This is a genomic window from Ruegeria sp. CG1, assembly GCF_056537265.1.
In genome coordinates this window covers 25,526-48,518 of record NZ_JBQFRF010000011.1, presented here as the reverse complement: position 1 = coordinate 48,518, position 22,993 = coordinate 25,526, and the positions used below count along the sequence as shown (strand labels likewise).

The window sequence follows — 22,993 nt, the reverse complement described above, 5'->3', positions numbered from 1 at the left end:
GGCTAGCCTCCACTGAACTCAAGGCGACGGTCGCCCCACCAGACGGGGGCGTCGACGGTTGTGAGAAGACCTGCGTCCCGCAGGTCGAGATAGCGGCGACCCATCGGAAGGTGGATGTCGATGCACCGGTCGTTGACGCGCATCTCTCCGCCGAGGTCGAAGAACCGCCGCTGGACAAGCGCCGGGTCGGGGCGTTCCCAGGCCGCGCGGTCCCTGCCGAGGAACCGCCAGCCGAGGTCGGCCAGCCCGTAGCCTGCGAGGATCGCGGCGAAGTCGGTGAAGTCGGCCTCGGATGCGCTGCGGAACGGGGGGCGGAGCGGGGCGGCGTCGGTCAGGGCGTGCCAGATGGCGCGCGCGTTCTCGGCGTGTTCGGCTTCCTCGGGGAGCGTTTCGCAGGGTAACCTCCGGTTGCTCGTGCTGCGGCCGACCCAGCCGTTCGGACCGGCGATCATGCGGGCGGCCTCCCCGGAGACGGGCGCACCGGAGGCGACGAGCGGGAGGCCGGCGCGGGCGAGTTCGGCCCAGGTTTCGGGGGCCTCGCCTGCCGTGAAGTAAGTGCGGTCGAGTTCGGCGAGCATTTCTGTGAGGGTGTCCGGCGGGCCGGAAGCGACCGGGAACAGACCTCCGGGATCGAAGAGGGTGACCCTGTCATCGGACAGGACAAGCGGGGTTGTGGGCGATTGCAAAAGCGACCCGAGGAGCGATTGCGCGAGAGTGGCGCGTGTATACGGCGCGCCGTCGATCCGGGCGGCGGCAAACGTGTAATCGCTGGTGTCGGGTAGGGTTTTTCGTCCGGCGAAACGCGCGACGGCGGTGGAGATCGCCGGATCGGGGAGCGGCGAAGAGCGCGGCAGACAGACTGACGCGATGGCAGCCGCCAGCGGAGCCATGACTGCGGGGACTTCGATGTCAAGGGAAAGCGGGTCGGTCAGACCGCGATCATGAAGCGCGGCGTAGACGAGAAACGGCAGGACATGATCGAGCCGGTAGGTACCGTTGGGAAGTATATCTGTGTCATTCGCTGGTGCAGGACCCGGCGGGAGCGGCGCAGGATTGGCGGCCGAAGGCGCGATGCGCTTGGCTTGCTGTGCGTCGGATGAGTTGGAAGGCAAACCTTTCGCGCGATGCGGCAGGGTGTCATCTGGGGCCTGGTGCTCCGGGCTCTCCAGCGCCGCAAGGATATTTTCCGCGCGCTGCCGCGCTTGCGCGATTACCGGTGCGACAACTGGCAGGGCTTCGGGCGGTGCGGCGCGATGGGTTGCAAGGGCGACCGCAATATCTGCGAGGGCCGCGACAAGATCGGCGCGGTGATCCTGTGTCGCCCTGCCCCGACGGGACTGCGACCGTGCTGCGTCCCCCGCTGAAGCGGCGACGGACGCGACCTGCGGCAAAAGAGCATGTGCGCGGCGCAGCAGACGTGCAAGCGCGACCTGCGGTATCAGGGCGACAGCTGACGCAGGTGTTCCGCGCGGGAACAGAGTTTCGATCAGGGTGTAGAGGGCGGTGCGTGCTATCGCTTCGCTGGGCAGTCGCGGTGACTGTCCACTTTCCGTTGCGGGCGGTGTTGCCCGGTCGCGCGCGCGGGTTTTCGATGTGGTGTCGTTTGGTTTGCCCGGCACGGCGCGTGCGACCGCCCTCTCGACCGCCTCTCTCAGTGCCGCGCGGAGGCCTGCGCGGGCGAGCGGAGCGGCGCCTTCGAGATCGGGCGCTTTCAAGGGGAGGTCGATGACGAGGTCGGCAAGTACGGTTTCGTCCTGTGGCAGGCGCGGCGCGACGAGGTCTTCCAGCATCGCCAGCACGAGGCGCTGAACCTTGTCGGCGAGTGCGCGGTGATCGGCTTCGTCAGCCCAGGGCGGGGCGGTGCCCCTTGGCCTCCGGATCTCAAGCTCGCAGGTGCCGATCTCGATGTTCATGGCACGGGCTGCGCCACGTCCCACGCGATCCGGTCGCCTTCATAAGCCGTCATCACGAGGTAGTCCTTCGCCGACCGGATCGCAGCGGGCGTGTCACCGGGCATCACTGTGAAATCCACGAAGAGAGGATCGACACTGCCGTCGCCGTTTGCGTCGACAAAAGTCCCGGACTGGACGCGCCATTGCGCGCGCGGATCGTCCCGCTCGGAAAGGATCACGACGACCTTTCTGTCAATCCGCCCCATTGCAAGCGTCAGGGCATCAACGTCGAATGACGTGGTGACATCGGTCTCTACCGGCGGCAGTTCTTCCACCCGCCCGCCATCGATGACGTGGCTGAGCGGGTCGCCGATCACGGCCGCGTCGAAAGGGACGCTTTTTACTTCCAGAAGATCGACGGGGATCAGGCTGGTGCGTGGAAGGCCGACCCTGACCCGCGTGTTGGCGACAGGCAGGGCGTCGCCGACGAGGGCTTCGATATCCGGATCCTCCGCCGTCGTGGCTGCGACACCGGCGAGGACGTGGCCGGTTTCCTTCAGACAGACGAGGTGCATTTGCTGGCTCATACGCCCTCTCCTTCTTCTGAACTTGTGGCGACCGCGATGAGATAGCGGACGGCGCCGGGGCCGCCTGTTAGGGTATTGCCGATTAACGGTCCGGCAAAATCAAGCTCCGCCCAGGCGATGCGGCAGTACACGCGCCGGTCGTCATCGACGCGGCATTCCTCCACCAGCGCGGCGAAACTGAGCGCCGGGTCGGGCGCGTAGGCGGGGTCGGTCAGAGGTGCGACGTGGATGTGGACGGTCGCTTCGTCATCGCCCACCTGCGCCTCCGTCACGCCGGACGGCAGGGGGATGCGAGTACCATGGCTGGCAATGCCGGAATCCACTTGCACGGTGTTGCCGGTCCGCTTGCCGGTGATCGAGCCCTCTGCCGTCAGATCACCCTTACCGTCGACCTTGAAGAGCGTCTCGATCGGGCGGCCGGTGCCCTTGAATGTGCCGAAACAGAGTGCCGGGCCGTCGTCGGTCTGCTGGACCTGGAAGACGGCATCGCCTGCCGCGAGCGCAGTCTTGGGCTGAAGCTGAACCTGATGTTCGTCGCCCGCGACGGTGGCCGCGGTGACGCCGATGAAGGGGAGCTTTCCCTTGGCGTGCTCGGCGTCCACACCAGCGAAGTGCTCCGCCGCGGCGGTCCAGGTGACAAAGCCCACGAGGACGGGCCATTCGGTGCTGCCCTCCGACGGGCTTGGCGCGGACGTGAGATCGGGCGCGACTTCTTCATCGGTTTCGTCGCCGGGCTGGCCGTAGACGATCTCCACTCCCTCCTCCACCCCGCCCGCCGGTCCGTTGACGGCGCAGGTGTCGGATGCACCCGCCGTTCCGGTTACGGGCCGGTACTGGCTGATCAGGAAGACTGGATAGGGCGTCTCCTCCGCCACGGAATTGCCGACGCGAAGGCGAAACCGCCGGGCGTTGAGTTCGATCTGTTCAGTGACAAGGATTTCGCGCCCGTGCCCGTCGATGGCCATGCCGGGTTCCACGAAGATGCGGGAAAAGACGTTGCCGCTGGCGTCCTCTGTCTCCTCGGCGGTCAGTTTCAGTCCGGTGACGATGCCCCAGCGGTGGACGAGGCGGTTGTGGCGTTCAGAGCGCGCGCGCGGCACCTCGGCCATCTCGGTCAGTTGGTCGGCGCGGAGGATCTGCCCCTCCGCGACGATGCTGCGTGTGACGGTCATGACGTGCCTCCCGCGTTCAACTCCTCGACCACAGCGGTGAGCGCGGCCAGTTCGTCGCCGAGACGTTTGTTGTCTGCCTTCAGATCCTTGACCGCCTTCGCGTCAGAGACCGCCCGGCGGATGCGCGCGGCGCTCAGCTCCTTGGTCACAATAGACGGGATCTCGTCTTCGAGCCGCCGGTCGAGGACCGAGGAGACTTCCGCGTCGAGTTGCTCGCCAAGCTCTGCCTTTAGCGCGACGCTGCTCTCGCTGATCCGGTCCTTCAGGCGCTTCTCGATGTCTCCGGCGTCCACGGCAACACGGGCCGCATCGCCTGCCACCGCGTTCCGAGAGCGAAACTGCACGTCGTTCGCGCCGCCGAAGCGGTTGGCGAGGCCGGGCAAGCGATCCTGCAGGACCGCGCCGAGAATGCTGCCGCGTGCGCCGTTGAGCACCGTACGCCCGGTCAGGAGCGACAGGTTGGAGGTCAGCGTCGCGACGTTCTGAACGTCCGCCGGCGTGAGGGCGAAGCGTTCCAGCACAAGCGCGGTGTCGGCGTCGATCTCGGTCGCCGAGACGACCGGTGTGAACCCGGCAACGATCGGTTGGGCCGCCGCGACCGCGACGTTGAAGTCGCCGCCCTGAATGAATTGTCCGCCGGGTTCAATAGGCTCCGGGGTAGGTTTGCGACGGAAAAGCTTGTCGACGTCGAACTCGCAGCAGAACTTCTCGATCAGTTTGCCGATGGTCGAGATCGGCGGCAGCCAGTAGCGCATCGCGACCGGTGATAGGACATGGCGGCGCGACATGTTGCAGATGTCGACCACCTCGCAGTCCCGCACCTTGAGACAGGCCAGCAGAACGCCCTTGTCCTCACAAGGCTGACATGGCGGGTTGAGCGCGAGGCAGATGCAGTCGATCAGGTATTCGAGCAGAATCTTCAGAAGCTCGATCACAGCCGCCGCCGTGGCACCGCTTTCGGAAAGATCAGAGGACGCCGCGTTGCCAGGGCGTTCGATACGGATGCAGCGGAGGCGCTCGTAAAGATCGCAGCGTGTCCGGTTGAGGCCGTTGCCGAGCCTGTCGAGGAGCCAGTCCTTCAGGAGAGCCGCATCGATCTGCATGCGCGACACCTGTGCGAAGGACACCGGCGTGTTGAGGGCGACCATCCTGGCCTCCACCGTGTTGAGCCGTTCTTCAGAGATGTCCTCGGCAAGGAATCGGCGCGCGATGCGCACGGTTTCGTCTGCCTCGGTCTTGGCGGCGGGCGTGGTGAGGACGCGGGGGCCGAGTATTTCGATCCGGTCGACCGCATCGCTGGCCGCTTTGCGGGCGTCTGCGAGGGCGCTCGCCACCTCGTCGTCATCTATATCCAGCGACAGTTCGCCCGCGAGGTTGCGCCGCGTGATCGCGCCCGTCAGAAGTTGCACCCGCGCGATGTCGAGGCGAAGGTCGCGTTCGTCGGGGAGGTCTTTCGCGGCGAGTTCTCCATCATCGGCGAGTTCGAGCGCGTTTAGTTTCGCAAGCTCGTTCGGTGTCTCGACGATGAGATCGAAACTCTGCCGCTCGAACGGGATGGCGAGATCGGCCTTGGCGACATCGACGGCCTGTATCACGCGTTCAGCCTGTACCTGCGCGGCCTGCGCCTTTTGCACTGCCGCCCCGGCCTGACGGAGATCGCCGAGGCAGGCGCGGATGCGTTTCCAGACGTCGGGGCGTTCGATGGTGCTGCACTCGCAACGAAGCTCGAATTTGTAGCCTTCGCAGACCCGCGTCGGCTCGCATCTCTGCTGGCCGCAAGGATCGCCGGAGGCGTAGGGCGCGACCGGGTCTTCCAGCGTTTCCGTGTAGGTGACGTAAAGGCCATAGGTCTGGATATCCCCGTCCTTCTTGTCGCAGGGATCGCCGCAATCGTAACCCGCCAGTTGCCGCTTCCGGAGGTCGCGGAGGAGCGCCTTGATGTCGAGGTCTTCCTTGCAGGGCACCATGATGTCGTTGCCGCAGCAATCGAGCGCATAACCCGGGGCCACAGCGACGTGCCCATCCTCGCAGGGATGGCAGGTGACGGAGAGGCCGCAGACCACGCCGTCGCCGAAGAGGAAGCGGTTGTGCAGGCGGTTCTTGCCGACAACATAGTCGGTGAGCGCCTGCAGGTCGTCCTCCGTCAGGAGCTGGCCTGCGAAGAACCGGGGGCGCTTGAAGTTGAGGTCGGTGCAGACCTCGTGGCCGCATCCGCAACTGCCGGTTCCGCCGCAGCCGCAACCCTCATCGCTTGGTGTCATATGCATCGACATGTCCGGCTCCTATTTTTCAGCAATCCAGATCCAGCTTTCGAAGTTTCCCGGGCCACAGGTGGTCCAGGGCACCGGCCCCCAGAACGGTCGGGCGCAGATGTCGTCCGGTGTCTCCGGGCGGGGCTTTTCGTCCTTGAGGTCCTTCAGGTTTTTCTGCGCGGCCTTCTCGGCGCGGGCGTCCTTTGCCCGGGCCTTCTCTTCCTCCTCGCGCGCGTCCATGTCGGCATCATCGTCTTCGAGGATCAGGCGCGGCACGCGTCCGCCGACATGGAGGCCTTCGACCGGGCGACAACAGCGATCCAGCAGGAATGGCGCGCGCACGACGAGCACGATCTGGTCCTTCGGCTGAACGCTTTCACCGGTGGTGTTTCGGAAGCGGATGGCCTGAACCATGTCCTCGTCTTGGGGGAGGCCGACATATTCGCCCTCCATCGAAATCACGACACCCGCGAGCCCACCACCGCGTGTATGCCGGTAGAGCGAGACGACGCCGCGCTCGATCGTACTGACGTGCACGGGGCGTGAGAATTCCACGACCACGCCGCCGTTCGGGTCATCGGTGCCGAGGATCGAGTCGGCGGTGTCGGCGCTATAGGTGTGGCCGTGCTTCCAGCTGATCCCGGTGATCACGGTCGGGTCGTAAAGGCCGAAGCGGCGGCGCACCGAATGGTCTATATCCTCGGCCACAATCGGCTCTGCATCGCTGACCGTGAGGACAGCGAGCACAAGGCACGAGTCGTCGCAACAGGCGCAACACGGGTCGCAGCGCATGTCCTCCTGCGGCGCGTCGAGAGACGCGGCGACACGCACACCTTCGGCGATGCGCGCCATCTGGCAACCGCTCGTGGTGGCGCAGGCGTCCATCTCGAGGGGGCGTGTCGGCTCGCGTCCGCATTCCTCGTAGCAGACCGTGAGCCAGACCTTGCGCCGCTCACCATCTTCCAGCTTGACGCGTTCGGAGGGTTTGAGAAGCGCCTTCACATCGACCACCCGGTCGCGCGCCAGAATCAGGTCATTGCCGTCACAATCGATCGCCGCGCCGCAGGTGACGCGGACGCGGTGCAGCGGCGGCATGTCCTCGCAGCCTTGGGGATCCTTGTCGGGGCGCTCGTCGTTCAGCGCGTCCAGCTTGCGGGTCAGCCCTTCCACTTCGGCGTGGATCTCCTTGATCGCCTTCTCGATTTCGGCGCGTTCGTCATCGTCGTCAGTGTTTTCGAAGGCTTCCTTCAGTTCGACCTGACGGGCCTGAAGCTTTGCGATCTGCTCCCTGAGGTCCTTTCGCTTCGCGCTGTCGTCGGGGAGGCATTCCTCCGGCGGATCGACCGGGTGCACCTCCATCCCACAGAGCACACCGTAGCCGTGCAGGCAGCGATGCGCGTGGCGGAGTTTCTCGCGGAAATAGGCCTGCTCGGTGCGGAGATCGCGTTCGCTGATGAGTTGGCCGTGAAAGTAGTTCATGCGTACCGGTTCCGGCAGGCATTCGCACGGCCCGGTCTCCTCTCGGCAATTGTCGTCTTGGGGATGGTCTTTCATGGCGTACACTCCGGACAGGAAATTGCGGGTTGGTCCTTCGAGGGTCGGGTCACGCGGCTGGTTCTGCCGAGGACCGGGCCAGGCGGCGGTTCGCCACCCAGGATGGCGTTGCAGGACAGCCGGGCGGCGGGCGTGCCGAGGGAGACGGGTTCGGGACGGCCGAGCACGGTGTCGATGCCGATGAGCGTATCGCCCCCGATGCGGAAGCCCGCGCGGCGGGCAATGCGCGCCGTGGACTGGGTGTGCGCGGGTTTCTGGCCTTCGATCAGACGGGTCAGGGCTGCAAGCGCGCCTTCCTCGCTCGTGGCCGCTACATTTGGCGGCAGGCTGACGCTGAAGCGGAAGGCGCCGACCGCGTGCGGATCACTGGCGGGGGTGCCGAAGCTCATGATTTTAGTGGTGCCCACGGGCGACTGGCCGAGCGTCATCCGCGCCGTGCGGCGGCTGAAGAGGCGCGTAGCCCCAAGCCGGGCATCGGTCTGGCCCAAGGAGCCGGAACCGGCAACCGCACCCCAGTTCCGTTCCAACCCATGTTCGGTGATTGCCGGGTCTTCTTCGAGGCCAAAGGCAAGCCGAATCGAGCGGGTTAGCCCGTCCCGCGTGCCGCGCAACCGGAAGAGCTCCGGCGCGGCGTCGAGGATGCGGCGACGGGTTTCGGTATCCCAGGTCGGATCGAGCGTGACGGAAAGGAAGGAGGCGATCCAGGGCAGCGCTTCGGCGCGGGCATCTGCGCCCTTGATAAGGGCGGGGAGGCGGGTGACGGCTTCGTCCACCGTGCCAAGCGTCGCGTCGAAGAGGGAGAGGAAGCGCTCAGTGAAATCGGCGGCGTCCGGGTCTTCTCGGAAGACCCCCGGAAGCTGATTGGCGGAGGTGGCGCGCGGGAAGTCGATATGGACGCGGCGAACCATTGGGGTCGCCGAGCCGTCGCCGCTGAGGCGGAGGCGCAGGAAAAGGTATCGCCCCGCAGGGCGGTCGATCAGAACATCCGTTAGACCGGAGTCGAATTCCTGCCAGTCGCCCGGATGCGGCACGCCTGCGTCGAACCCTACCCATGCCCCGGCTTGCACGCCTTTTGGCTGGGCGTCGGGCGCCTCGCCCGTCGCCACGGCCAATGCGATGCGCGTTCCGGCAGGTATGTCGGCCTCAATCCGGACGCGGTGCCAGCGGCAGCGGGGAATGCCGCTGTCAATCGGCTCGGTCAGCAACTGGCCCTGGTGGGCGAAGGCTCCGCCGGCGGCTGCCGCCACGCAGCCGGGGTCGACGGGGCGACCGAACCAAGACCAACAGACCGGGCCTTCGGTGCCGTCACCAAGACCTCGCGTGATGCAGAAACCCTGTGCGCCGCTTCGGAGAGCGGCGGTTTTCGGGAAGGCGGTGCTGAGGTCGGTTTCCGTCTTTAGGTGGAAAACCGGGTCGCAGGCGGTGTCTTGTGCGAGAAGCGCATAGTGGTCCCGGCCCGCTTCGGTGGCGAGCCAGAGCCGACCCTCGCGATCATGGGCGACGCGAGCGATCAGAGCATCGGGGAGGTCGGCGGGCCATGGGCCAAGGCGTCTGCCGTTGAATGTGAAGCGAAGGAGCGCGCGTCCGTCCTCGGCGGCCACGACGATTTCGCCCGACGAGCCGAAACTCAGATCGCGCGGTGCATCGACGGCGATCTCGCCAAGGAGCTGACCGCCGGGGAGGTGGAAGACCCAGACCCTGTCCGCCGCGCGGTCGGCAATCGCCACGCGATGCCGGTCGACAGCAACGGCCACCGCATCGCCGAACGTGACCGGCAGGTACGGCCAGAGCGAATGCCATGTGTTGGAGCATCCGTCGAGCGCGAGCACGGCGGAGATCGGCGCGGGCGGCGTGACCAGCACCCAGTCGCACCGGCCGCAGCCGGGGGCGAGTCGCGGCGGCGGGATGTAGGGATCGAGCGCATCCGGTGAAACTCCGTCGGGTCCGCCACCGGCCAGACGGATGCCATCCGGGTCGTCAAAGCCTACGATATGCGTCGGGTTCAGTGCGTCAATCGGGTCCCAACCGACCAGATTGTCGAGGAGGCGGAACTTCGGGTCGGCGGGAACGCAGGTCATCTTCCGCCCTCCTGCATTTCGACCGCGATCCGGTGGCGTCCGGGCCATGGCAGCCCGTCTTCGGCGAGCGGCACGTCCTGGCAGGCGTCGAAGCCGATGCCATCCCGGCTGAGTGCAAGAAACGGGGCGGCGATAATGTCGGGGTAGGCGCCGAGGATGATGTGGCTGAGATCCGCGTGGCGGATGGTGTTGCCGACCGACCATGATCCGGTTTCGGGTGAGAGCCAGTGGTCGACCGCCGCGCGCACCGCCGTTTGGGCCGCCGCGGCATCGCCGCCGTCTGTGACGGTGACGAGCGCTTCGATGCGGATGTCGTGGAAGCGGGGCGCAGCGGCGACGATCCGTGCGCCGAGCGGACCGACCACCTCTGCGATATGCGTCGCAACCGTCACCAATGTCTGGCTATCAGATACAGGCGGCAGATCGCCCGGGTCGGACGGGTGCCGCCACGGTAGGACGTAAACGGCGGCGGTGCCGGGCCGGGCCGCGTTCGCAAGCGTCGGGTCGAGGCCGGAGACGACCCAGGCGTGACGCACATTCGCACCTTGTGCTTCCTTTGCAAGGAGCGCCATATCGCCCGCGCTGACCGCGCGACCGCGCGCCTTGAGTTTGGCGGGACCGGCAGCGATGGCCGTGTCGCGATCCTCGTCACTGGCGCCGCCGGTGGCGTTCCAGGGATTGCCGACCTCCGAGATGCCACGGATGCGGTTTGGCATACGGTTGATCTCACCGGCGGCCACGTTACCCGCCGCGCCGAGCGTGACGGCGTAGGAGCGGATGGCAACGCCACGGATGCCGGGCGGCGGTGCGCGCCCTTCCCTGCCATCACCGAAGGTGATCACGCCACTTGCGCCGTCGAGGGTGAAGACGCGCGCGTCGGCGGGCTGGCCGGAGAGCGTTGCGACTTCGCTCCAGCGGTGGAACTGACCCTCTTTGGTGACCGATTCCTCCTCCGCGTTGAGATCGAAGAGACCGCCGCCGCCGATGCCTTCGTCCACGTCGAGAACGACCGAGCCGGACAACACAGGGGTCCGCGCAAGCTGCACCTGCGGGTGGCCGTCGCGGAGTTCGAGTATCGGGAACTCGTCGCGCCACGTCTTCCGCGCTTCCACCGGCGCCACGTTGAGGTGAATGCCGGTTACGCGCGCGCGCGCTTCAAAGGTTCCCCCGGCAAGTCGAATCCGCACCCAGTAAAGCGGATCGCCCTCTCCCAGGATAGGCAGGCGATCCGCCGCCATGCCGCGGGGCAGGTCGAGGCCGATGCGGCCCGTTCTTCGGAAGCCATCGGTCTCTTCAAGAACGACTTCCGCGGGGTCGAAACCGGTTGCCGTCAGCCCTTCCCAGCGGAGTTGCACGGGCGGGCGCGGGGGTGGTGGGGCAAGACCGGCAGCAACGGGTGCGGGGCGGTCGGGCACTTCCGTCTCAAAAGCGAGTGTCAGGCGGCCCGAAACCACTCCGCTTGCCGCGAGGCCAAGGTAGAGCGCGGCACCAACCTCCGGGCGAGGTCCGAGGAGGTCAAATGCGCTGTCCGCGTCGATGATCTGCGTCACCTCGCCGTCGAAGACCTGACGTTCCTCCAGTGTTACCGGTTGGACGGTCAGCGCGTCTTCGGTTTCCCAGGTGACATCGCCCTGTTCGCCGTCGGCCCGCGCGCTGGAAAGCGCAGTGCCTTCGGCCACGTCGATTGGACCTGTGGCGCTGTCTTCCGGGACAAAGCTGACGAGCGCTTCTGCCGAGCGCGCCGGGGCCAATCCGATGCCTGCCGTGCGGAGGAACTCCACAAGTGCTTTCTCCGGCAATCGTTCGACGCGCTGGAGGACGGGGTCGAGTTGCAGACCGAAGAGACGCACAAGGGCGACACCCGCATCCTCCTCCGACAGGTCGCGCCATTCGGGGGCAAAGCCCGCGATCCGCGCCTGCAAGGCGGCAATGGCGGCCTTGCGCCCGCCGGGCATCAGGACGGGGCGCCCGTCGACCAGGTGCGCCTTGGCCTTCGCGTTATCCCACCATGGCCGGGTCATAGCGTCGCCTCCGCCGGGGGTGTACCGGTGACGCGGACGGTCAAGGTGCTGAGGGCCACAAGGTCCGTCGGTGCGATGGGCAGTTCGGTGCAGTCTTCGGTGGCACCGGTATCGAGCAGGCGGACGATGATACGTTCGGCGCGCACCCCTTCGCCGAGAACCGCGTTGGCGACCCGTAGAAGTTCGGAGGGCCGGAGCGCACCGCCGAAGGGCCAGCCATCGCCATCCGGGCCACCGAGCGCGGGGTGCAGGTATTCGGTGAGGCGCGGACGCAGAAGTTCGACGAATGTCCGAGTCGTGCCGGTCGTTGCCGCGATCTCGACGTCGAGGCCCACCGGGCGGAACAGGGCGCGGCGCACGAAAACACGGGTCGTCAGCATTCGCGCGCGGTCGAGCGTGTCGCGGAAAACCGTGAGCGCCCCATCGTCCGCCTTCGGTTCGGTGGTGTCCGGCCCGGTGCGCGGAACCACGTAGACCGTGACGCTGTCGGCCACTTCGACGCAAGGAAAGTTCGGATCGAAGCCCTGCACGACGAGCGCCCGGTGCGCAGCAAGGTCCGGCGCGGTCTCGATGAGGGTCTTGTAGTCCTCGGCGGTCACGGCCCGGTGCCGGCGGGCGAGCGATGCCGCAACGCGTCCGCGCGCCTCCTCCAGCGATTCGGGCGGTGCACCGTCGATGCCGTCGGTGATGGACATGAGGGTCAGCACGTTGCCGACTGCTTCCGTCTGCCAGAGCAATTTCGCAGGATGATTACCTTCGATGCCGCCACCCACGTCGAAAGTCGCGCCGATGGAGGTGATGGGAGCCGGGACGCGCCCGGTGTAGCCGTCTCCAAAGAGGCAGAGGCCGCGGTCGCGGTCGAAGCGAAAGACGCGGGCGTCCCTTTTCTGCGGCGAAAGATCGGCCACAGGGTGCCACTCCTGCACATTGCCCGCCCGGTCGCCGAGGCGTAGCACCATGCCTTCCGCCAGCTGCGGCGCTTCGCTTACCGGCAGGGCGAGCTGTTGGCCGGAGATCGGCAGGAGCGCGGTCGCGGCTGCGATCAGGTCGCGTTGCAGCGGTGTCGGGTTGGGCGCATCAAGCGGAGCGTCGGAGATGTCGATGCGCCGCCGGTGATCGGCGATCACCGCGCCTGCGCTGACCGATTTGAGGACCGGCGGCTCGGCGAAGGATGCCGTTTCGGTGGCGAGCGTCAGGCGAAGGCGGTCGGCACCGACGGCCTCCGCCGGCAGATCGAAGCGGATCAGGCCGGAGCGGCGGAGACCGCCGGTGCCGTCTTGCCAGTCGGCGATATTGCCCCTTGGACCGCCGGGGACGTCCCACGTCAGGGTAAGCGCGACCGGTGGCGGCACGTCGGTCGCGTCGTCGCTCCATTCCGGTGGCGGTGTTTCACTGGCGAGGCGAAGCGCGAAGGCGACCGGTTGCCCGGCGGCTGCTGCGGCGATGGCAGCGTCGAGGTCCAGATCGATCGTCAGGGTGGCGGGGCCGTCCGTGCTGGTCATGACCGACACCACCTCGCCCCTTTCCAGCTGGTCGCTCAGCGACACGTCGCCGTCGAGCACACTAAGCGCACGGACTGGCAGGAGATAGACGTCATCGCGCGTCGAGAAGGCAAGCGCCCCGCCGTCGAACGCCTGGGGCCTGAGGACGCTTCCGGCGGGGAGCAATCCGGGCGCGACGACCGGATGCGGCGGGATCGCGTCCGCTACCGGCAAGGGCGGTGCAACAACCGTTCGCGCCACGCCTGCCGGTTTCGGGGCTTCGTATAGCAGGGCAAGGATCGCCAATGTCAGGCTTTCCGGCACCTGATCGAGGACGAAAATCTGCTGGTCGAGCAGGAAGGCGAAAAGCTCGATCAGGGTGACGCCGGAATCGACAGGTTCGTGATGCGTCCAACGCCCGCCGGAGGCCGCCGGGATGCGGCGCATCGCCAGCTCGCGCAGGTCCTCATAGGTTAGATCGTCAAGCGAGAGGGGTGCAAGCTCGGTCATGTCGCACTGCCTTCCGCGCCGCTGCCGACGTAGTAGGGAAAGATCAGCGTGCCGCGCACATATGTCGAGCGGACTTCATAGTCGATCTCGACATTGACATGGGTCCGGTTGCGTGGATCCGCCTCGGCGCGGAGGTTCAGGACCTCGATCCGGGGTTCGAAATCGCGGAGCGCGGCGGCCACGCTTTGCTCCAGAAGCCGAAGGCCCTGTTCCGACCCGGCGCGGAAGAGGCTCTCGCGCGCGGATGTACCGAAATCGGCCCGCATCACGCGTTCTCGGAGCGCGGTCAGCAAGAGGATACGGAGCGATTGCTCTATATTGTCCTGACCGGTGACGTATCCCAATCGCCCGCGCGTGTCGGGCCGGATGGGGAACCGCCATCCTGTGCCGATGATATCGTCGCGAACCGCCATGCGCCCTACCCGATCATAACCGTTGAGCCGCCGACGATCACGCCGACGCCGCCGCAAAGCTGGGCGCTGTCGCCAACGCGTGCCGCTGGCTTGCCGTTGATCTTCACCGTGGCGCTGCCCTGCGTCACAGTTGCCTCGTCATCCGGCTGCTGCTGGAAGGAAACGCCGGGCGGTGTCGGGAAGTGGGAAGGAGTGTTTGTGGCCACCGAGCCTTTCACCGCCGCCGCCGAGCCCATGATCTTCACGTCCTCCGACAGATCGGTGTCGAGCGTGCCCGCGAAGGGATGCGGCAGAGGCGTGGGCGTAGACCCGCTCGGGTTCGGCACCATCACGACATGCGTACAAATGCCCACCACCTGATCGTTTTCCTTTGCGCCCGGCTGGCCCATGCTTGCCCCTCCTCAGTTCAGATTGATCGTCGCACCGGACACGCTGACCTCGCCCGCGGCCGAGATCGAGACGCTGCCCTGCGCCGAAATGGAAATGTCGGATGTCGCCGATAGGCTGATGCTTCCGCCCGCCGTGGCCTCGATATCGCCGCCCGCTTCGACCACGACCTTGTCGCTCGCCAGAACGTTGATCGTGTCCGCTTCGGTGTCGATGACGATGGAGTTGTTACCGGAGAGATCTGTGAGTTCGATCCGCTTCCCGCTCTGATCTTCCATCAGCAGGTAGTGCCCGCCCTTGGTCCAGAGGATCTTCGGGTCCTCGCTGTCTGTTCGGGCTACTGGCGGCATCCGCGCATTGTTGAAGATCGAGCCGAGAACGACCGGGTTCGAAAGCTGGCCTTTCAGGAAAGCCACGATCACCTGATCGCCTTCTTCCGGGATCCAGAGCGCGCCGTAGCCGTCCCCGGCATAGACCTGCGCAACATGGGCGAAACGTGTCTCGTAGTCGCCCGAGATCCACGGCAGGCGCACCGTGATCCGCCCCTTGCCGTCGGGATCGACGGTGTCGGCCGCGATGCCGGGATAGAGGCCGAAATACTGCTCGAAACATTCGCCGAACTGGTTTGCGCCCTGCATGTTACTCATGCGCTCGCCCCCTCGTCATAGGATTTGCGGACGTCGAAGCGGGTGGAAAAGCCTTTCGAGCCGATCTCGTGCTCCACCTTCTTGACGTAGTATGTGCCGGAAAAACGGTCGCCGAGCCGGTCGATGGTCATCGTGTCGCCGGGGCGAAGATCGGGCAGACCGATGATCTCGCCCGAGCCGGTGATGAATTCGTAGGACCGTTCGCGGAGGAGGCTTTGCGCCAGTTCCTCCGCCGCCGCCTGGCTGGTCACGGTGGCGCCAATCACCACGTCCTCACGCCCGTTCACCGCCGTGCCCGCGTTCCCCGCGCCGGTGTTGCCTGCGGCGTCGGCGATGTCGGCCTGCGTGGCAGTGGCGACGATTTCCACCATGTCGTCTTCGTTCCAGCCGCGCACCGTCACCTGAGAGACCTGGTTAGACATAGTGAGCGTCGGACTGAAACTTTTGAGCGTCTCGCCCCAGACAAAGGCGTGGTTGGTGGCGCGCGCGCCCGCCCGTTCGTCGCTGGGCGGCGCGAAACGCAAGGTCGCCTCGCCGCTTTCGGGATCAGTGTAGATGTAGCATTCGCTGTCACTGCGCCGCGCGCGCTGCATCAGGAAGGCGGCATCGTCTAGGTCGCCCTGTATGACCTCGTCATGAACGAGCCCGGTTTCATCCACATCCGGTTGCAATCCGTTCCGCTCTGCGATGATGCGGGCGATCTCTCCGTCCGACATATCGCGGAATTGGCGCTGCTCGCCCTCCGACGGTCGCCGGTCTTTCAGAAGCTGCATGTTGTCGAGCACGCCGATCGAGAGCGTGCTGGCCTGCGTCTGCGGAAATTGTGGCGTCAGCGAATTGATCCGGCCCCGCAGCATCGACATCATGCGCCCGACGTAACCCATGCGGACATGCACGCGGTTGCCGACATAAAGCCCGGAGCGATCAGAATATTTAAACCACAGCGCGCGGTCATCCCAGTTGTTGAGGTCGATTTCGCAGCTTGTCATGTTCTCAAGGTCCATGACGACCTTCATGCGCAGCACATCGCCCTTTTCTTTAGGAGCAAGCGGCTGATCTTCCACGAGAAGTTCGAAATCCGGGACGTAATGCCCTGTGGGCGGTAATCCGGCGATATCGGTGGAGAAAAAACTCATACCGGCCCCCGTCCCTGCCGGATCCGCGGCACCAGAAGAAGCTGCCCCGGATCGAGGCGGCGCGGGTCGGAGATGCCGTTGGCACGTGCGATCTCGCGCCAGCGGGCGGGGTCCTGATAGACTCCGGAAGCGATGTGATCCAACCGGTCGCCCCGGCGGAGCGACACGCTTTTCTCAACGTCCGGCGAATTGCGCGGACGGTCGTTCATCTGCACCTCGACACTGCGGTAAGCCGTCATGGTCAGGCTGACCTCGGCCCGCATCGGCAGACCTTCGGGCGTAAAGAGGACGTAACGCGTCGTCATGTCGGAGACGACGCCAGTGAAAAGCGCGCTTTCCCAAACGAACTGCACGATGGGTGGCGCGTGAAGCTCGGAATTGATCTTCATCAGACTGGCGACCTTGTCGACATATTCCTCGCGCACGTTCTTCTGGCTGTCTGAGGTGTCGAAGAGCGCGTCAAAGGAGAGCTTCTCCTGACCCCCGCGCACGAACTGGATCGGCGGTGTTTCGAGACCGGGGATCTCGATTTCGGAAAACGCGTTGGTTTTCTGAAGCTGGTAGCTCGTCGGGTTGAACTTGAAGGTGATGTCCGGGTCGTCGACCTCGGGTGCAACGATCCGAAGCATCGCCTTCTCGAAGTCGCCGCCGACCGAAAGGAACGGGATTTGCGGGGGGTTCAGGTCGGGCATCAGCGCCGCTCCTTTCTTGGCGAAAGTTCACGGTCGCTGGCCATGGAGCGCGCAAGGCACTGGCTGCGTGCGTCGCGATCTTCGTAAAGCTCCATGAATTCCTGAAAGAGCTGTCCAAACTTGGCCTTGCCGTCGGTGGCGTCGCCCTCAACCGTGACATTGATACGGAGTTTCTCGATCCTGACCATCACGCGATCCCTGCGACCGAGGCGCCGGGCACCGCCTTGATGCCCTGATGCGCGATTTCGAGGCTTTCGATGGCGAGCCCGCTCTGCTCCGCATCGAAGCTCGGGCCGGACCATTTCGCCGCCAGACCGCCGGTGAAGCTCCATGTCATCGCGGGAAGGAGCGGGCTCAGTGAGGTGAACATGATAATCGCCCCGTCGCGCCGTGCGCCGAGCGAGCCGAAAAGACCCGCCTCGTACCAGGCGAAAAGACCCGGATCGATGGAGATGCCCTTGGTCAGCGTGATCCGCCCCCAGGAATGGCGAACCGGAAGCTGGTGCACGTAATCGTTGCGCCCGCCTTCGGGATAGGCGGTGACTTCCAGTTCGCCGCCCAGACCGGAGCAGCTTTGGAACGCGCCGAGCGAGTCGAACCCGTCGAGCGCTGCACCAAGGGCCGCGCCCGCCAATTCGCGCGGCACGGCTGCATCGATCGGGTCAAGCACGACGCGGAAACGGAAGGTGTTGAGGACGTCAGTCATAGTTCGAGAAACTCCACCGATCCGTCGGCGCTGAGGCCGACGCGGAAATGGATGAATTCCATCGGCACGGCAGGCGCGATCCCGATCTCGCAGGCGAGATGACCGTCGGCGGTGGCCTCAGGCGGGTTCACGGTGTCATCGACGGTGATCCGGTAGGCCTGATTCGGTGTCGTGCCCTTCAGCACGCCGGCATGGAACGCCTCCGACAGAAGCGTTTCCGCCGAACGCGCGATTGCAAGGCGCAACTGAATGTCTTTCGGCTGAAAGACCAGCGGCTCCCATGTGCGGCGCAGCGCGCGGACAAGCCGGTGGATCAGGCGACGATGCGCCACGAATTGCGGCGGCTCGGCGGTCGTTTGCGCCATGCGCCCACCCCAGACGACGATCCCGCGGGCAGACTGGCACTGAAGTGCGTTCAGCCCGAGCGTCGAGAACACGTCCTGATCGGGGCGCGAGATCCGACGCGCGAGGTCGATGGCATCGAAGACGGTCGCGTTGGCGGGCGTGGTGTAGGCGCCGCGCTCGCGATCCAGCCGCGCGATCACCCCGGTTGCGTGACCCGAGGGCGGCAGGCGACGCACAGGCGCAGCGGGCGTGCCGATGGGATCGCGCATCTCGATCCAAGGGTGGTAGAAGGTGAGGGTCCGGCGAACGATGGGATCGTTACCGAACTCTGCCAGCCAGGCATCGGCCTCGGCGGCGGTCTCGATGTTCTCGGGCGCATCGCCGATAACCATCCGGTCGAGAAGCGGGTCGACTGCGCGCACCGCCGCCAGAAGAACCGCCGCTGCATCGGCAGATTCAAGATGGCGGTGCAGGTCGGGGAGCGCAATCAGCGCGGGCTCCGGCAGGTCAGAGATGACCGGCAAGGCGGCTGCATAATCGCTTCGTCCCGGCACGCGCCCGTCCGATCCATTAGCGAAAGTGATGGCAGGCCATTGCCCGCTTCGCGGCAGCGCGCCCGCCACTAGAGCGCCCGCGCCATCGGGAACACGTATCCGGAAGTACTCCGAACGCTCCTCGACAACCTCGGCGAGGCTGTTGGGCGTAACTCCGCGCAACTGCTCGACCAGACGGGCTTCAAGGTACACGTCAAGATCGATCACCAACGCGCCGTCACTGTCGGGCCGGAACTTGGGCCTAACGCTAAGCGCATCGCCCCAGCGTCCCGGCGTTCTGGCTTCGAAGACAAAGCGATTTGCCACCAGCGAACGCGGCGCCGGGTTGCCGCCCGCCTGCGGTCGCCAGTCTGCCGTCGCGGCCTGTGCACCGGGTGCGATGCGCAGCACCCAGGCGATCTGTCCCGCATTCTCGAAGAACCCGCGCGCGGCGTGGCCCATGTTCGATGATTCCGACAACCCGCCGAAAACGCGTTCATAGGTCTTCCAGCCCTCGATCCGGACAGGCTCGCCCTCCGGCCCATCCGGCGCGCTGCCGATGAAGAGCGCGATGTCCGTCCGAAGCGGCGCCAGCGCCGAAGGCCGCCGCGCTTCGAAGGTTATGTGGGGCAGACCGCCGGGAGGAACGGGACGCAGGATCATCGCTCAGCCTCAGACGTCGATTTCCAGGCCCTCGTGACAAATCTCGAGGGTGTCCATGGCGACTTCGGAGGCGCTGGCGTTAAAGGTTGGCCCCGTATACTTCATCGGCCAGGCGCGGCGAAAATTCCAGCGGACCACTTCCTCGCGGTTCTCGTTCAGGAGCATGATCGATCCGTCGAGACGGTCGACGGTGCCCTGAATGCCTGCGAGCAGCCAGTTCCAGAAGATAAGGTCCCCTGTGACGCCGCGCTTGCAGACGATCGGGTCGTACTTGATCAAGCCAGGTAGCTTCCTGGGCGTGATATCTTCTGAGCCCTCGCGGTACTCTGTCGCGTCCATCGTCAGGCCGAGGCCTGAAATTTCGGAGAACGCAGCGCCGGCGGCTTCGCCGTCATTCGACCTCCCGTTGATCGTCATAAGGAACGACATCGCGAGGTAGGGTTCGGGTCTTACAATCGGTGGCATGGCTCAGTTCCTCACTCGTTCGAAGCGAATTGCTGGATGCGGAAAATGACGAATTCGGCCGGTTTGACCGGCGCGACGCCGATCTGGCAGATAAGCCGCCCGGCATCGATATCGGCCTGCGTCATGGTGGTGCGGTCGCAGCGGACGAAAAAGGCTTCTTCTTCCTTAAGCCCCTGCAAAGCGCCGCTGCGCCAGGTCAGCAGCAGGAAGTTCCTGACGCTTTGCCGGACACGCGCCCAGAGCGGTTCGTCATTGGGCTCGAACACCACCCATTGCGTGCCTTCGTCAATCGATTCTTCAATATATAACAACAGCCTGCGAACATTTACGTATCTAAGCGTCGCGTCCGAAGACATGGTACGCGCGCCATAGACGCGGATGCCTCGCCGGTCGGATCGGAAGTCGCGGATCACGTTCACGCTGCGCGGGTTCAGGATGTCCTGCTCGCGCTTGCCGAAAGTAAATTCGAGCGGGCGCCGCGTGGAATTAATGTTGGTCGTGACCATGCCCCGCACCACCTCGTTGGCCGGCGCTTTGTGAACGCCGCGTTCGATATCCGTGCGCGCGTAGATGCCGGCGACATGCCCGACGGGCGGCACCAGATGGGTGGCGGAGTTCCTCGGGTCGAAGACCCGGATCCAGGGCGAATAGAACGCACCATAGGAGGTGTCTCGCGGCGGGCGGAGCGGCCCGACATCGCCCTGCTCGGCCTCGACCGAGACCACGGCGAAACGATCCTTCAGGATCTCGCACTGGTTGATGACCTGGTTTCTCAGGTTATCGCGGTCGGCAACGTTGCCCAGAAGCTGGTTGTTGACGTGATCGGGCGCGCCGAGGATGGAAACCTCGTCGACATCGGCCAGACCCGCAAGCGCTTCGCGCGTCCCGGCGGGAGCCGCGACATTTCCGCGATAGTCGGCGGCGGTCACGGTCTCGCCGTCACGCCCCATGACGGCCATCTGCACGAAGCCGCCGACGTAAAGCCCCACAACTGTCGCCGGATTATTGCCGCTGATCGTTGCTGTCAGCGGAACGTCGGGAACGGCGACAGGCACCGGATTGCCCAGAGCGGGCGGCACGGTGATGGTTCGGAACGTGAAGGCCCCGGCGGGAGAGGCAAACCGGACTGCAATCGGGGTCGGGTTGGCAGTTACGCCGTTGTCCGGCGTGAAGGTCACGAATCCGTTCGGGACCTGATTACCCTGCCCGTCATCCTGCGTGTCGATGCTCCATGTGCCTTCACCGGCGACGACCAGATCGTTTCCGGGACCCAGAGGCACTCCGCCGCCATCCACGAATTCCAGCGTTGCCCGATCGGGCGTTGTTGGCTGCGGTTGGGCGGGCGCGGCATTCGGGTCGCCCCAGGCGAGATCCACAAGCTTCGAGCGCGCGTTGATGTAGTCGATAAAGAAATCCGGCTCCTCCGGATGCCACCCGACATTGTCGTACTGCTCGACCACCGTCGGCTCGCGGCGCCGGGGATCGGCGATGTTGTCGGTATCGAGAGGATTGACCAGCGGCAGCGCAGGCGCGGTGTCATAATAGAGAATGGTGATCGAGATCGGCAGGCGCGGCGGTGGATTGTCTGGGTCGAAATTGCCCAACGCGATACGCACAAAGAGCCGGTTACCCCAAACGCCTTCTCCGATGGCCCGGATCAGGACCGACTGGTTGGCATCGGTCGTCGGGTGATCAAGTGCCGCGAAAGTCGCGTTGTCCGCGGGGTTCGGCGCCACAGGCACCGCGTTCCGCCGGACGACACGCCCGACGAAGAGCCTTTGTCCGCCGTTGTCGAAGAACCCTTTCACGGCCCATGGCAGGAACCCGTCCGCCGGATCGGTCAGTCCGCCGAACCACGAGACATAGTCCCCCCAGCCGGTGACCATGCGCGGTCGTGTCGGTCCGCGCTCGGTCGGCCCGACGAACCCGCCGGTGCTGGTCGACACACCCTGGATCGGCACGGGGCCGCTCGGCACCTCTTCGACATAGACGCCCGGGGCGAGATATTCTGGCATGTCAGTCTCCTTGGCTTCTCGGGCGCCTGGCAAGCGCCGGTTGGGTTCAGTTCACGGTTATGTCCTGGCTTCCGTTGAGCGCGCTCGGCAATTGCAGCATCCGTTGCCCTGTGGTGGCTGTGCGGTCATGCGTGGCATCGACTTGCACCAGCGCGTTCACAGCCTGCCAACGGAGCGGCAGCGAATAGGCGCCGCTCTCGTCGGTCATGACTTTCTCAACGCTGTCCGCTTCGACCAGCGCATTGGCCAGCGGGTTACCTCCCGCATCTAGCACGCGACCCTGGATGATCCGGACATGGGCCGCGAAGGGATAGGTGGCGGTCGGTAGCATCGGGATGATGTCCGGCACCAGCGGCGACATGATCTGCAGATTGGTGTCGTTGTAGGTCGGTACGTCGAACTCGATGCTGTCGTCGTTGAGCTGGAAGAGCGCGCGATGAAACGGCGCCTCGATGGTGACGCGAACGCGGAATTGCGGCACCGCCACCGGGTCGAGCGCGCGGCCAAGCCCGGTATAGACAAATACGCCGCGCGACGTCCGAACCGGCTTTATCGTCGTTTCGATCCAGTTCGCCCCACTTTGCAGTTCCATCTTCAGTGTCACGGGGTTGGGCACGCTGCCGCCGGTGAAATCGTCTCGCAGATCGAGTGCAACGGGACTGAACGCGACGCGGCGCTCACCGGGGATGACCTGCCAGACCGCGCTCATGGCTCCACCCGTTCGGCGCGGTCGAAGTTGCGGTTGCGGACCAGTGACACCGGGTCTTCCAGAACCGGGTCCACATTCGCCACCCGCACCTGATAGCAGACGGACAGCCGGTAGGGTTGCTGGATGGCAAACCAGATGCGGGAGCGTTCGTCCACGTTGAGCGGATCGAGGGACACCGACAGGCTGTCATTCGAGCCAACCAGCCCCTGCGGCGCGGGCGTGCCCCGCAGATCGGGACCAGCGAAAATTGCGTTGTCGTAAAGCACCTGCATGGTCCGACCGAGCATCTGCTGTTCGGTCCGGCGATCCCCTGCAACGGGCACGATCATGTACCGCAGGATCAGCGTCATCGGCGGCTTGCGCAGCGTGCGCTGCGCACCGTTCTGGACAAGCTGCATCGGGCGGTTCTTGGTGCTGGGGTCTTCGTTGATCTCATAAAGCAGAACGGCGAGCGTCGCTGGATTCTCCTGGATCGGGTCGGTCAGCGTATGAAGTTCGGCGCGGGGCGCTGGCGCGGGGAAGAGTGAACCCATCGCCGCATCGAGCGCGCCGACAAGCGTCTCCGAAACCTCACTGATCACTCCTGAACCGGCCATGCACTCCCTTTCGGCGTCTTGAGCGCCTCCTGTGCCCGTGTCCATGCAGGAATCTGGCCAGAAACTTTTTTCACTATATTTCAGTTAGTTGGGTTTACTAAACGGAACTGCAGGCGCAGAAACGGGGCAAATCTGTCCC

20 protein-coding genes are annotated in these 22,993 nt (G+C 65.4%); all 20 read right to left on the bottom strand.

Annotated elements, in window-relative coordinates:
* Positions 1-2: 2 nt before the first annotated feature.
* Genes ACR0AU_RS20630 through ACR0AU_RS20535 form a run of 20 tightly spaced genes read right to left on the bottom strand, consistent with a single transcriptional unit; the run spans position 3 to position 22,854 of the window.
* The gene (locus tag ACR0AU_RS20630) at positions 3-1,913 is read right to left on the bottom strand and encodes a serine/threonine-protein kinase (protein WP_480796217.1); all 1,911 of its coding nucleotides are present in this window, start codon (positions 1,911-1,913) and stop codon (positions 3-5) included.
* The gene (locus ACR0AU_RS20625; protein WP_480796216.1) at positions 1,910-2,479 is read right to left on the bottom strand and encodes a hypothetical protein; all 570 of its coding nucleotides are present in this window, start codon (positions 2,477-2,479) and stop codon (positions 1,910-1,912) included. Before ACR0AU_RS20625 ends, ACR0AU_RS20630 begins: the two co-directional genes overlap by 4 nt.
* Positions 2,476-3,651 (bottom strand): hypothetical protein, encoded by a 1,176-nt coding sequence (locus tag ACR0AU_RS20620; RefSeq protein WP_480796215.1) that lies wholly within the window; start codon positions 3,649-3,651, stop codon positions 2,476-2,478. Before ACR0AU_RS20620 ends, ACR0AU_RS20625 begins: the two co-directional genes overlap by 4 nt.
* Positions 3,648-5,924 (bottom strand): hypothetical protein, encoded by a 2,277-nt coding sequence (locus ACR0AU_RS20615; protein ID WP_480796214.1) that lies wholly within the window; start codon positions 5,922-5,924, stop codon positions 3,648-3,650. Before ACR0AU_RS20615 ends, ACR0AU_RS20620 begins: the two co-directional genes overlap by 4 nt.
* A 9-nt stretch (positions 5,925-5,933) precedes the next feature.
* Positions 5,934-7,457: a hypothetical protein gene (locus ACR0AU_RS20610; RefSeq protein ID WP_480796213.1), complete on the bottom strand. Its 1,524-nt coding sequence runs from the start codon at positions 7,455-7,457 to the stop codon at positions 5,934-5,936.
* Positions 7,454-9,535 (bottom strand): phage tail protein, encoded by a 2,082-nt coding sequence (locus ACR0AU_RS20605; protein ID WP_480796212.1) that lies wholly within the window; start codon positions 9,533-9,535, stop codon positions 7,454-7,456. Before ACR0AU_RS20605 ends, ACR0AU_RS20610 begins: the two co-directional genes overlap by 4 nt.
* A complete protein-coding gene (locus ACR0AU_RS20600; RefSeq protein ID WP_480796211.1) occupies positions 9,532-11,556 on the bottom strand; it encodes a baseplate J/gp47 family protein in 2,025 nt (674 codons plus the stop codon). Before ACR0AU_RS20600 ends, ACR0AU_RS20605 begins: the two co-directional genes overlap by 4 nt.
* On the bottom strand, positions 11,553-13,547 hold the full coding sequence (locus ACR0AU_RS20595; protein ID WP_480796210.1) for a baseplate J/gp47 family protein: 1,995 nt from the start codon (positions 13,545-13,547) through the stop codon (positions 11,553-11,555). The genes ACR0AU_RS20600 and ACR0AU_RS20595 overlap by 4 nt, the downstream gene beginning before the upstream one ends.
* Entirely contained in the window at positions 13,544-13,960 is a 417-nt protein-coding gene (locus ACR0AU_RS20590; protein ID WP_480796209.1) for a GPW/gp25 family protein, read from the bottom strand. The genes ACR0AU_RS20595 and ACR0AU_RS20590 overlap by 4 nt, the downstream gene beginning before the upstream one ends.
* 5 nt (positions 13,961-13,965) lie before the next feature.
* The gene (locus ACR0AU_RS20585) at positions 13,966-14,349 is read right to left on the bottom strand and encodes a PAAR domain-containing protein (protein WP_480796208.1); all 384 of its coding nucleotides are present in this window, start codon (positions 14,347-14,349) and stop codon (positions 13,966-13,968) included.
* Between the two features lie 12 nt (positions 14,350-14,361).
* Positions 14,362-14,994, bottom strand: a complete 633-nt coding sequence (locus tag ACR0AU_RS20580) for a phage baseplate assembly protein V (RefSeq protein WP_480796207.1) — start codon at positions 14,992-14,994, stop codon at positions 14,362-14,364.
* Complete coding sequence (locus tag ACR0AU_RS20575; protein ID WP_480796206.1) at positions 14,991-16,130, bottom strand: phage late control D family protein; 1,140 nt, start codon at positions 16,128-16,130, stop codon at positions 14,991-14,993. Before ACR0AU_RS20575 ends, ACR0AU_RS20580 begins: the two co-directional genes overlap by 4 nt.
* On the bottom strand, positions 16,127-16,822 hold the full coding sequence (locus ACR0AU_RS20570; protein ID WP_480796205.1) for a CIS tube protein: 696 nt from the start codon (positions 16,820-16,822) through the stop codon (positions 16,127-16,129). Before ACR0AU_RS20570 ends, ACR0AU_RS20575 begins: the two co-directional genes overlap by 4 nt.
* On the bottom strand, positions 16,822-17,010 hold the full coding sequence (locus tag ACR0AU_RS20565) for a hypothetical protein (RefSeq protein ID WP_480796204.1): 189 nt from the start codon (positions 17,008-17,010) through the stop codon (positions 16,822-16,824). The genes ACR0AU_RS20570 and ACR0AU_RS20565 overlap by 1 nt, the downstream gene beginning before the upstream one ends.
* On the bottom strand, positions 17,010-17,528 hold the full coding sequence (locus tag ACR0AU_RS20560; protein ID WP_480796203.1) for a phage tail protein: 519 nt from the start codon (positions 17,526-17,528) through the stop codon (positions 17,010-17,012). The genes ACR0AU_RS20565 and ACR0AU_RS20560 overlap by 1 nt, the downstream gene beginning before the upstream one ends.
* Positions 17,525-19,069, bottom strand: a complete 1,545-nt coding sequence (locus ACR0AU_RS20555; protein ID WP_480796202.1) for a hypothetical protein — start codon at positions 19,067-19,069, stop codon at positions 17,525-17,527. Before ACR0AU_RS20555 ends, ACR0AU_RS20560 begins: the two co-directional genes overlap by 4 nt.
* A gap of 9 nt (positions 19,070-19,078) precedes the next feature.
* On the bottom strand, positions 19,079-19,534 hold the full coding sequence (locus tag ACR0AU_RS20550; RefSeq protein ID WP_480796201.1) for a phage tail protein: 456 nt from the start codon (positions 19,532-19,534) through the stop codon (positions 19,079-19,081).
* Positions 19,535-19,545: 11 nt separating this feature from the next.
* Positions 19,546-21,549 carry a phage tail sheath C-terminal domain-containing protein gene (locus tag ACR0AU_RS20545; protein ID WP_480796200.1) on the bottom strand — a complete coding sequence of 668 codons (2,004 nt, stop codon included), beginning with the start codon at positions 21,547-21,549 and terminating at the stop codon, positions 19,546-19,548.
* 46 nt (positions 21,550-21,595) lie between these two features.
* Complete coding sequence (locus tag ACR0AU_RS20540) at positions 21,596-22,258, bottom strand: carboxypeptidase-like regulatory domain-containing protein (RefSeq protein ID WP_480796199.1); 663 nt, start codon at positions 22,256-22,258, stop codon at positions 21,596-21,598.
* Complete coding sequence (locus tag ACR0AU_RS20535) at positions 22,255-22,854, bottom strand: Pvc16 family protein (RefSeq protein ID WP_480796198.1); 600 nt, start codon at positions 22,852-22,854, stop codon at positions 22,255-22,257. The genes ACR0AU_RS20540 and ACR0AU_RS20535 overlap by 4 nt, the downstream gene beginning before the upstream one ends.
* Positions 22,855-22,993: the final 139 nt, after the last annotated feature.

Excerpts from the sequence above, each read along its gene's own strand:
- ACR0AU_RS20630 (WP_480796217.1), bottom strand. The coding sequence starts at position 1,913 with ATGAACATCGAGATCGGCACCTGCGAGCTTGAGATCCGGAGGCCAAGG.
- ACR0AU_RS20625 (WP_480796216.1), bottom strand. The coding sequence starts at position 2,479 with ATGAGCCAGCAAATGCACCTCGTCTGTCTGAAGGAAACCGGCCACGTC.
- ACR0AU_RS20620 (WP_480796215.1), bottom strand. The coding sequence starts at position 3,651 with ATGACCGTCACACGCAGCATCGTCGCGGAGGGGCAGATCCTCCGCGCC.
- ACR0AU_RS20615 (WP_480796214.1), bottom strand. The coding sequence starts at position 5,924 with ATGTCGATGCATATGACACCAAGCGATGAGGGTTGCGGCTGCGGCGGA.
- ACR0AU_RS20610 (WP_480796213.1), bottom strand. The coding sequence starts at position 7,457 with ATGAAAGACCATCCCCAAGACGACAATTGCCGAGAGGAGACCGGGCCG.
- ACR0AU_RS20605 (WP_480796212.1), bottom strand. The coding sequence starts at position 9,535 with ATGACCTGCGTTCCCGCCGACCCGAAGTTCCGCCTCCTCGACAATCTG.
- ACR0AU_RS20600 (WP_480796211.1), bottom strand. The coding sequence starts at position 11,556 with ATGACCCGGCCATGGTGGGATAACGCGAAGGCCAAGGCGCACCTGGTC.
- ACR0AU_RS20595 (WP_480796210.1), bottom strand. The coding sequence starts at position 13,547 with ATGACCGAGCTTGCACCCCTCTCGCTTGACGATCTAACCTATGAGGAC.
- ACR0AU_RS20590 (WP_480796209.1), bottom strand. The coding sequence starts at position 13,960 with ATGGCGGTTCGCGACGATATCATCGGCACAGGATGGCGGTTCCCCATC.
- ACR0AU_RS20585 (WP_480796208.1), bottom strand. The coding sequence starts at position 14,349 with ATGGGCCAGCCGGGCGCAAAGGAAAACGATCAGGTGGTGGGCATTTGT.
- ACR0AU_RS20580 (WP_480796207.1), bottom strand. The coding sequence starts at position 14,994 with ATGAGTAACATGCAGGGCGCAAACCAGTTCGGCGAATGTTTCGAGCAG.
- ACR0AU_RS20575 (WP_480796206.1), bottom strand. The coding sequence starts at position 16,130 with ATGAGTTTTTTCTCCACCGATATCGCCGGATTACCGCCCACAGGGCAT.
- ACR0AU_RS20570 (WP_480796205.1), bottom strand. The coding sequence starts at position 16,822 with ATGCCCGACCTGAACCCCCCGCAAATCCCGTTCCTTTCGGTCGGCGGC.
- ACR0AU_RS20565 (WP_480796204.1), bottom strand. The coding sequence starts at position 17,010 with ATGGTCAGGATCGAGAAACTCCGTATCAATGTCACGGTTGAGGGCGAC.
- ACR0AU_RS20560 (WP_480796203.1), bottom strand. The coding sequence starts at position 17,528 with ATGACTGACGTCCTCAACACCTTCCGTTTCCGCGTCGTGCTTGACCCG.
- ACR0AU_RS20555 (WP_480796202.1), bottom strand. The coding sequence starts at position 19,069 with ATGATCCTGCGTCCCGTTCCTCCCGGCGGTCTGCCCCACATAACCTTC.
- ACR0AU_RS20550 (WP_480796201.1), bottom strand. The coding sequence starts at position 19,534 with ATGCCACCGATTGTAAGACCCGAACCCTACCTCGCGATGTCGTTCCTT.
- ACR0AU_RS20545 (WP_480796200.1), bottom strand. The coding sequence starts at position 21,549 with ATGCCAGAATATCTCGCCCCGGGCGTCTATGTCGAAGAGGTGCCGAGC.
- ACR0AU_RS20540 (WP_480796199.1), bottom strand. The coding sequence starts at position 22,258 with ATGAGCGCGGTCTGGCAGGTCATCCCCGGTGAGCGCCGCGTCGCGTTC.
- ACR0AU_RS20535 (WP_480796198.1), bottom strand. The coding sequence starts at position 22,854 with ATGGCCGGTTCAGGAGTGATCAGTGAGGTTTCGGAGACGCTTGTCGGC.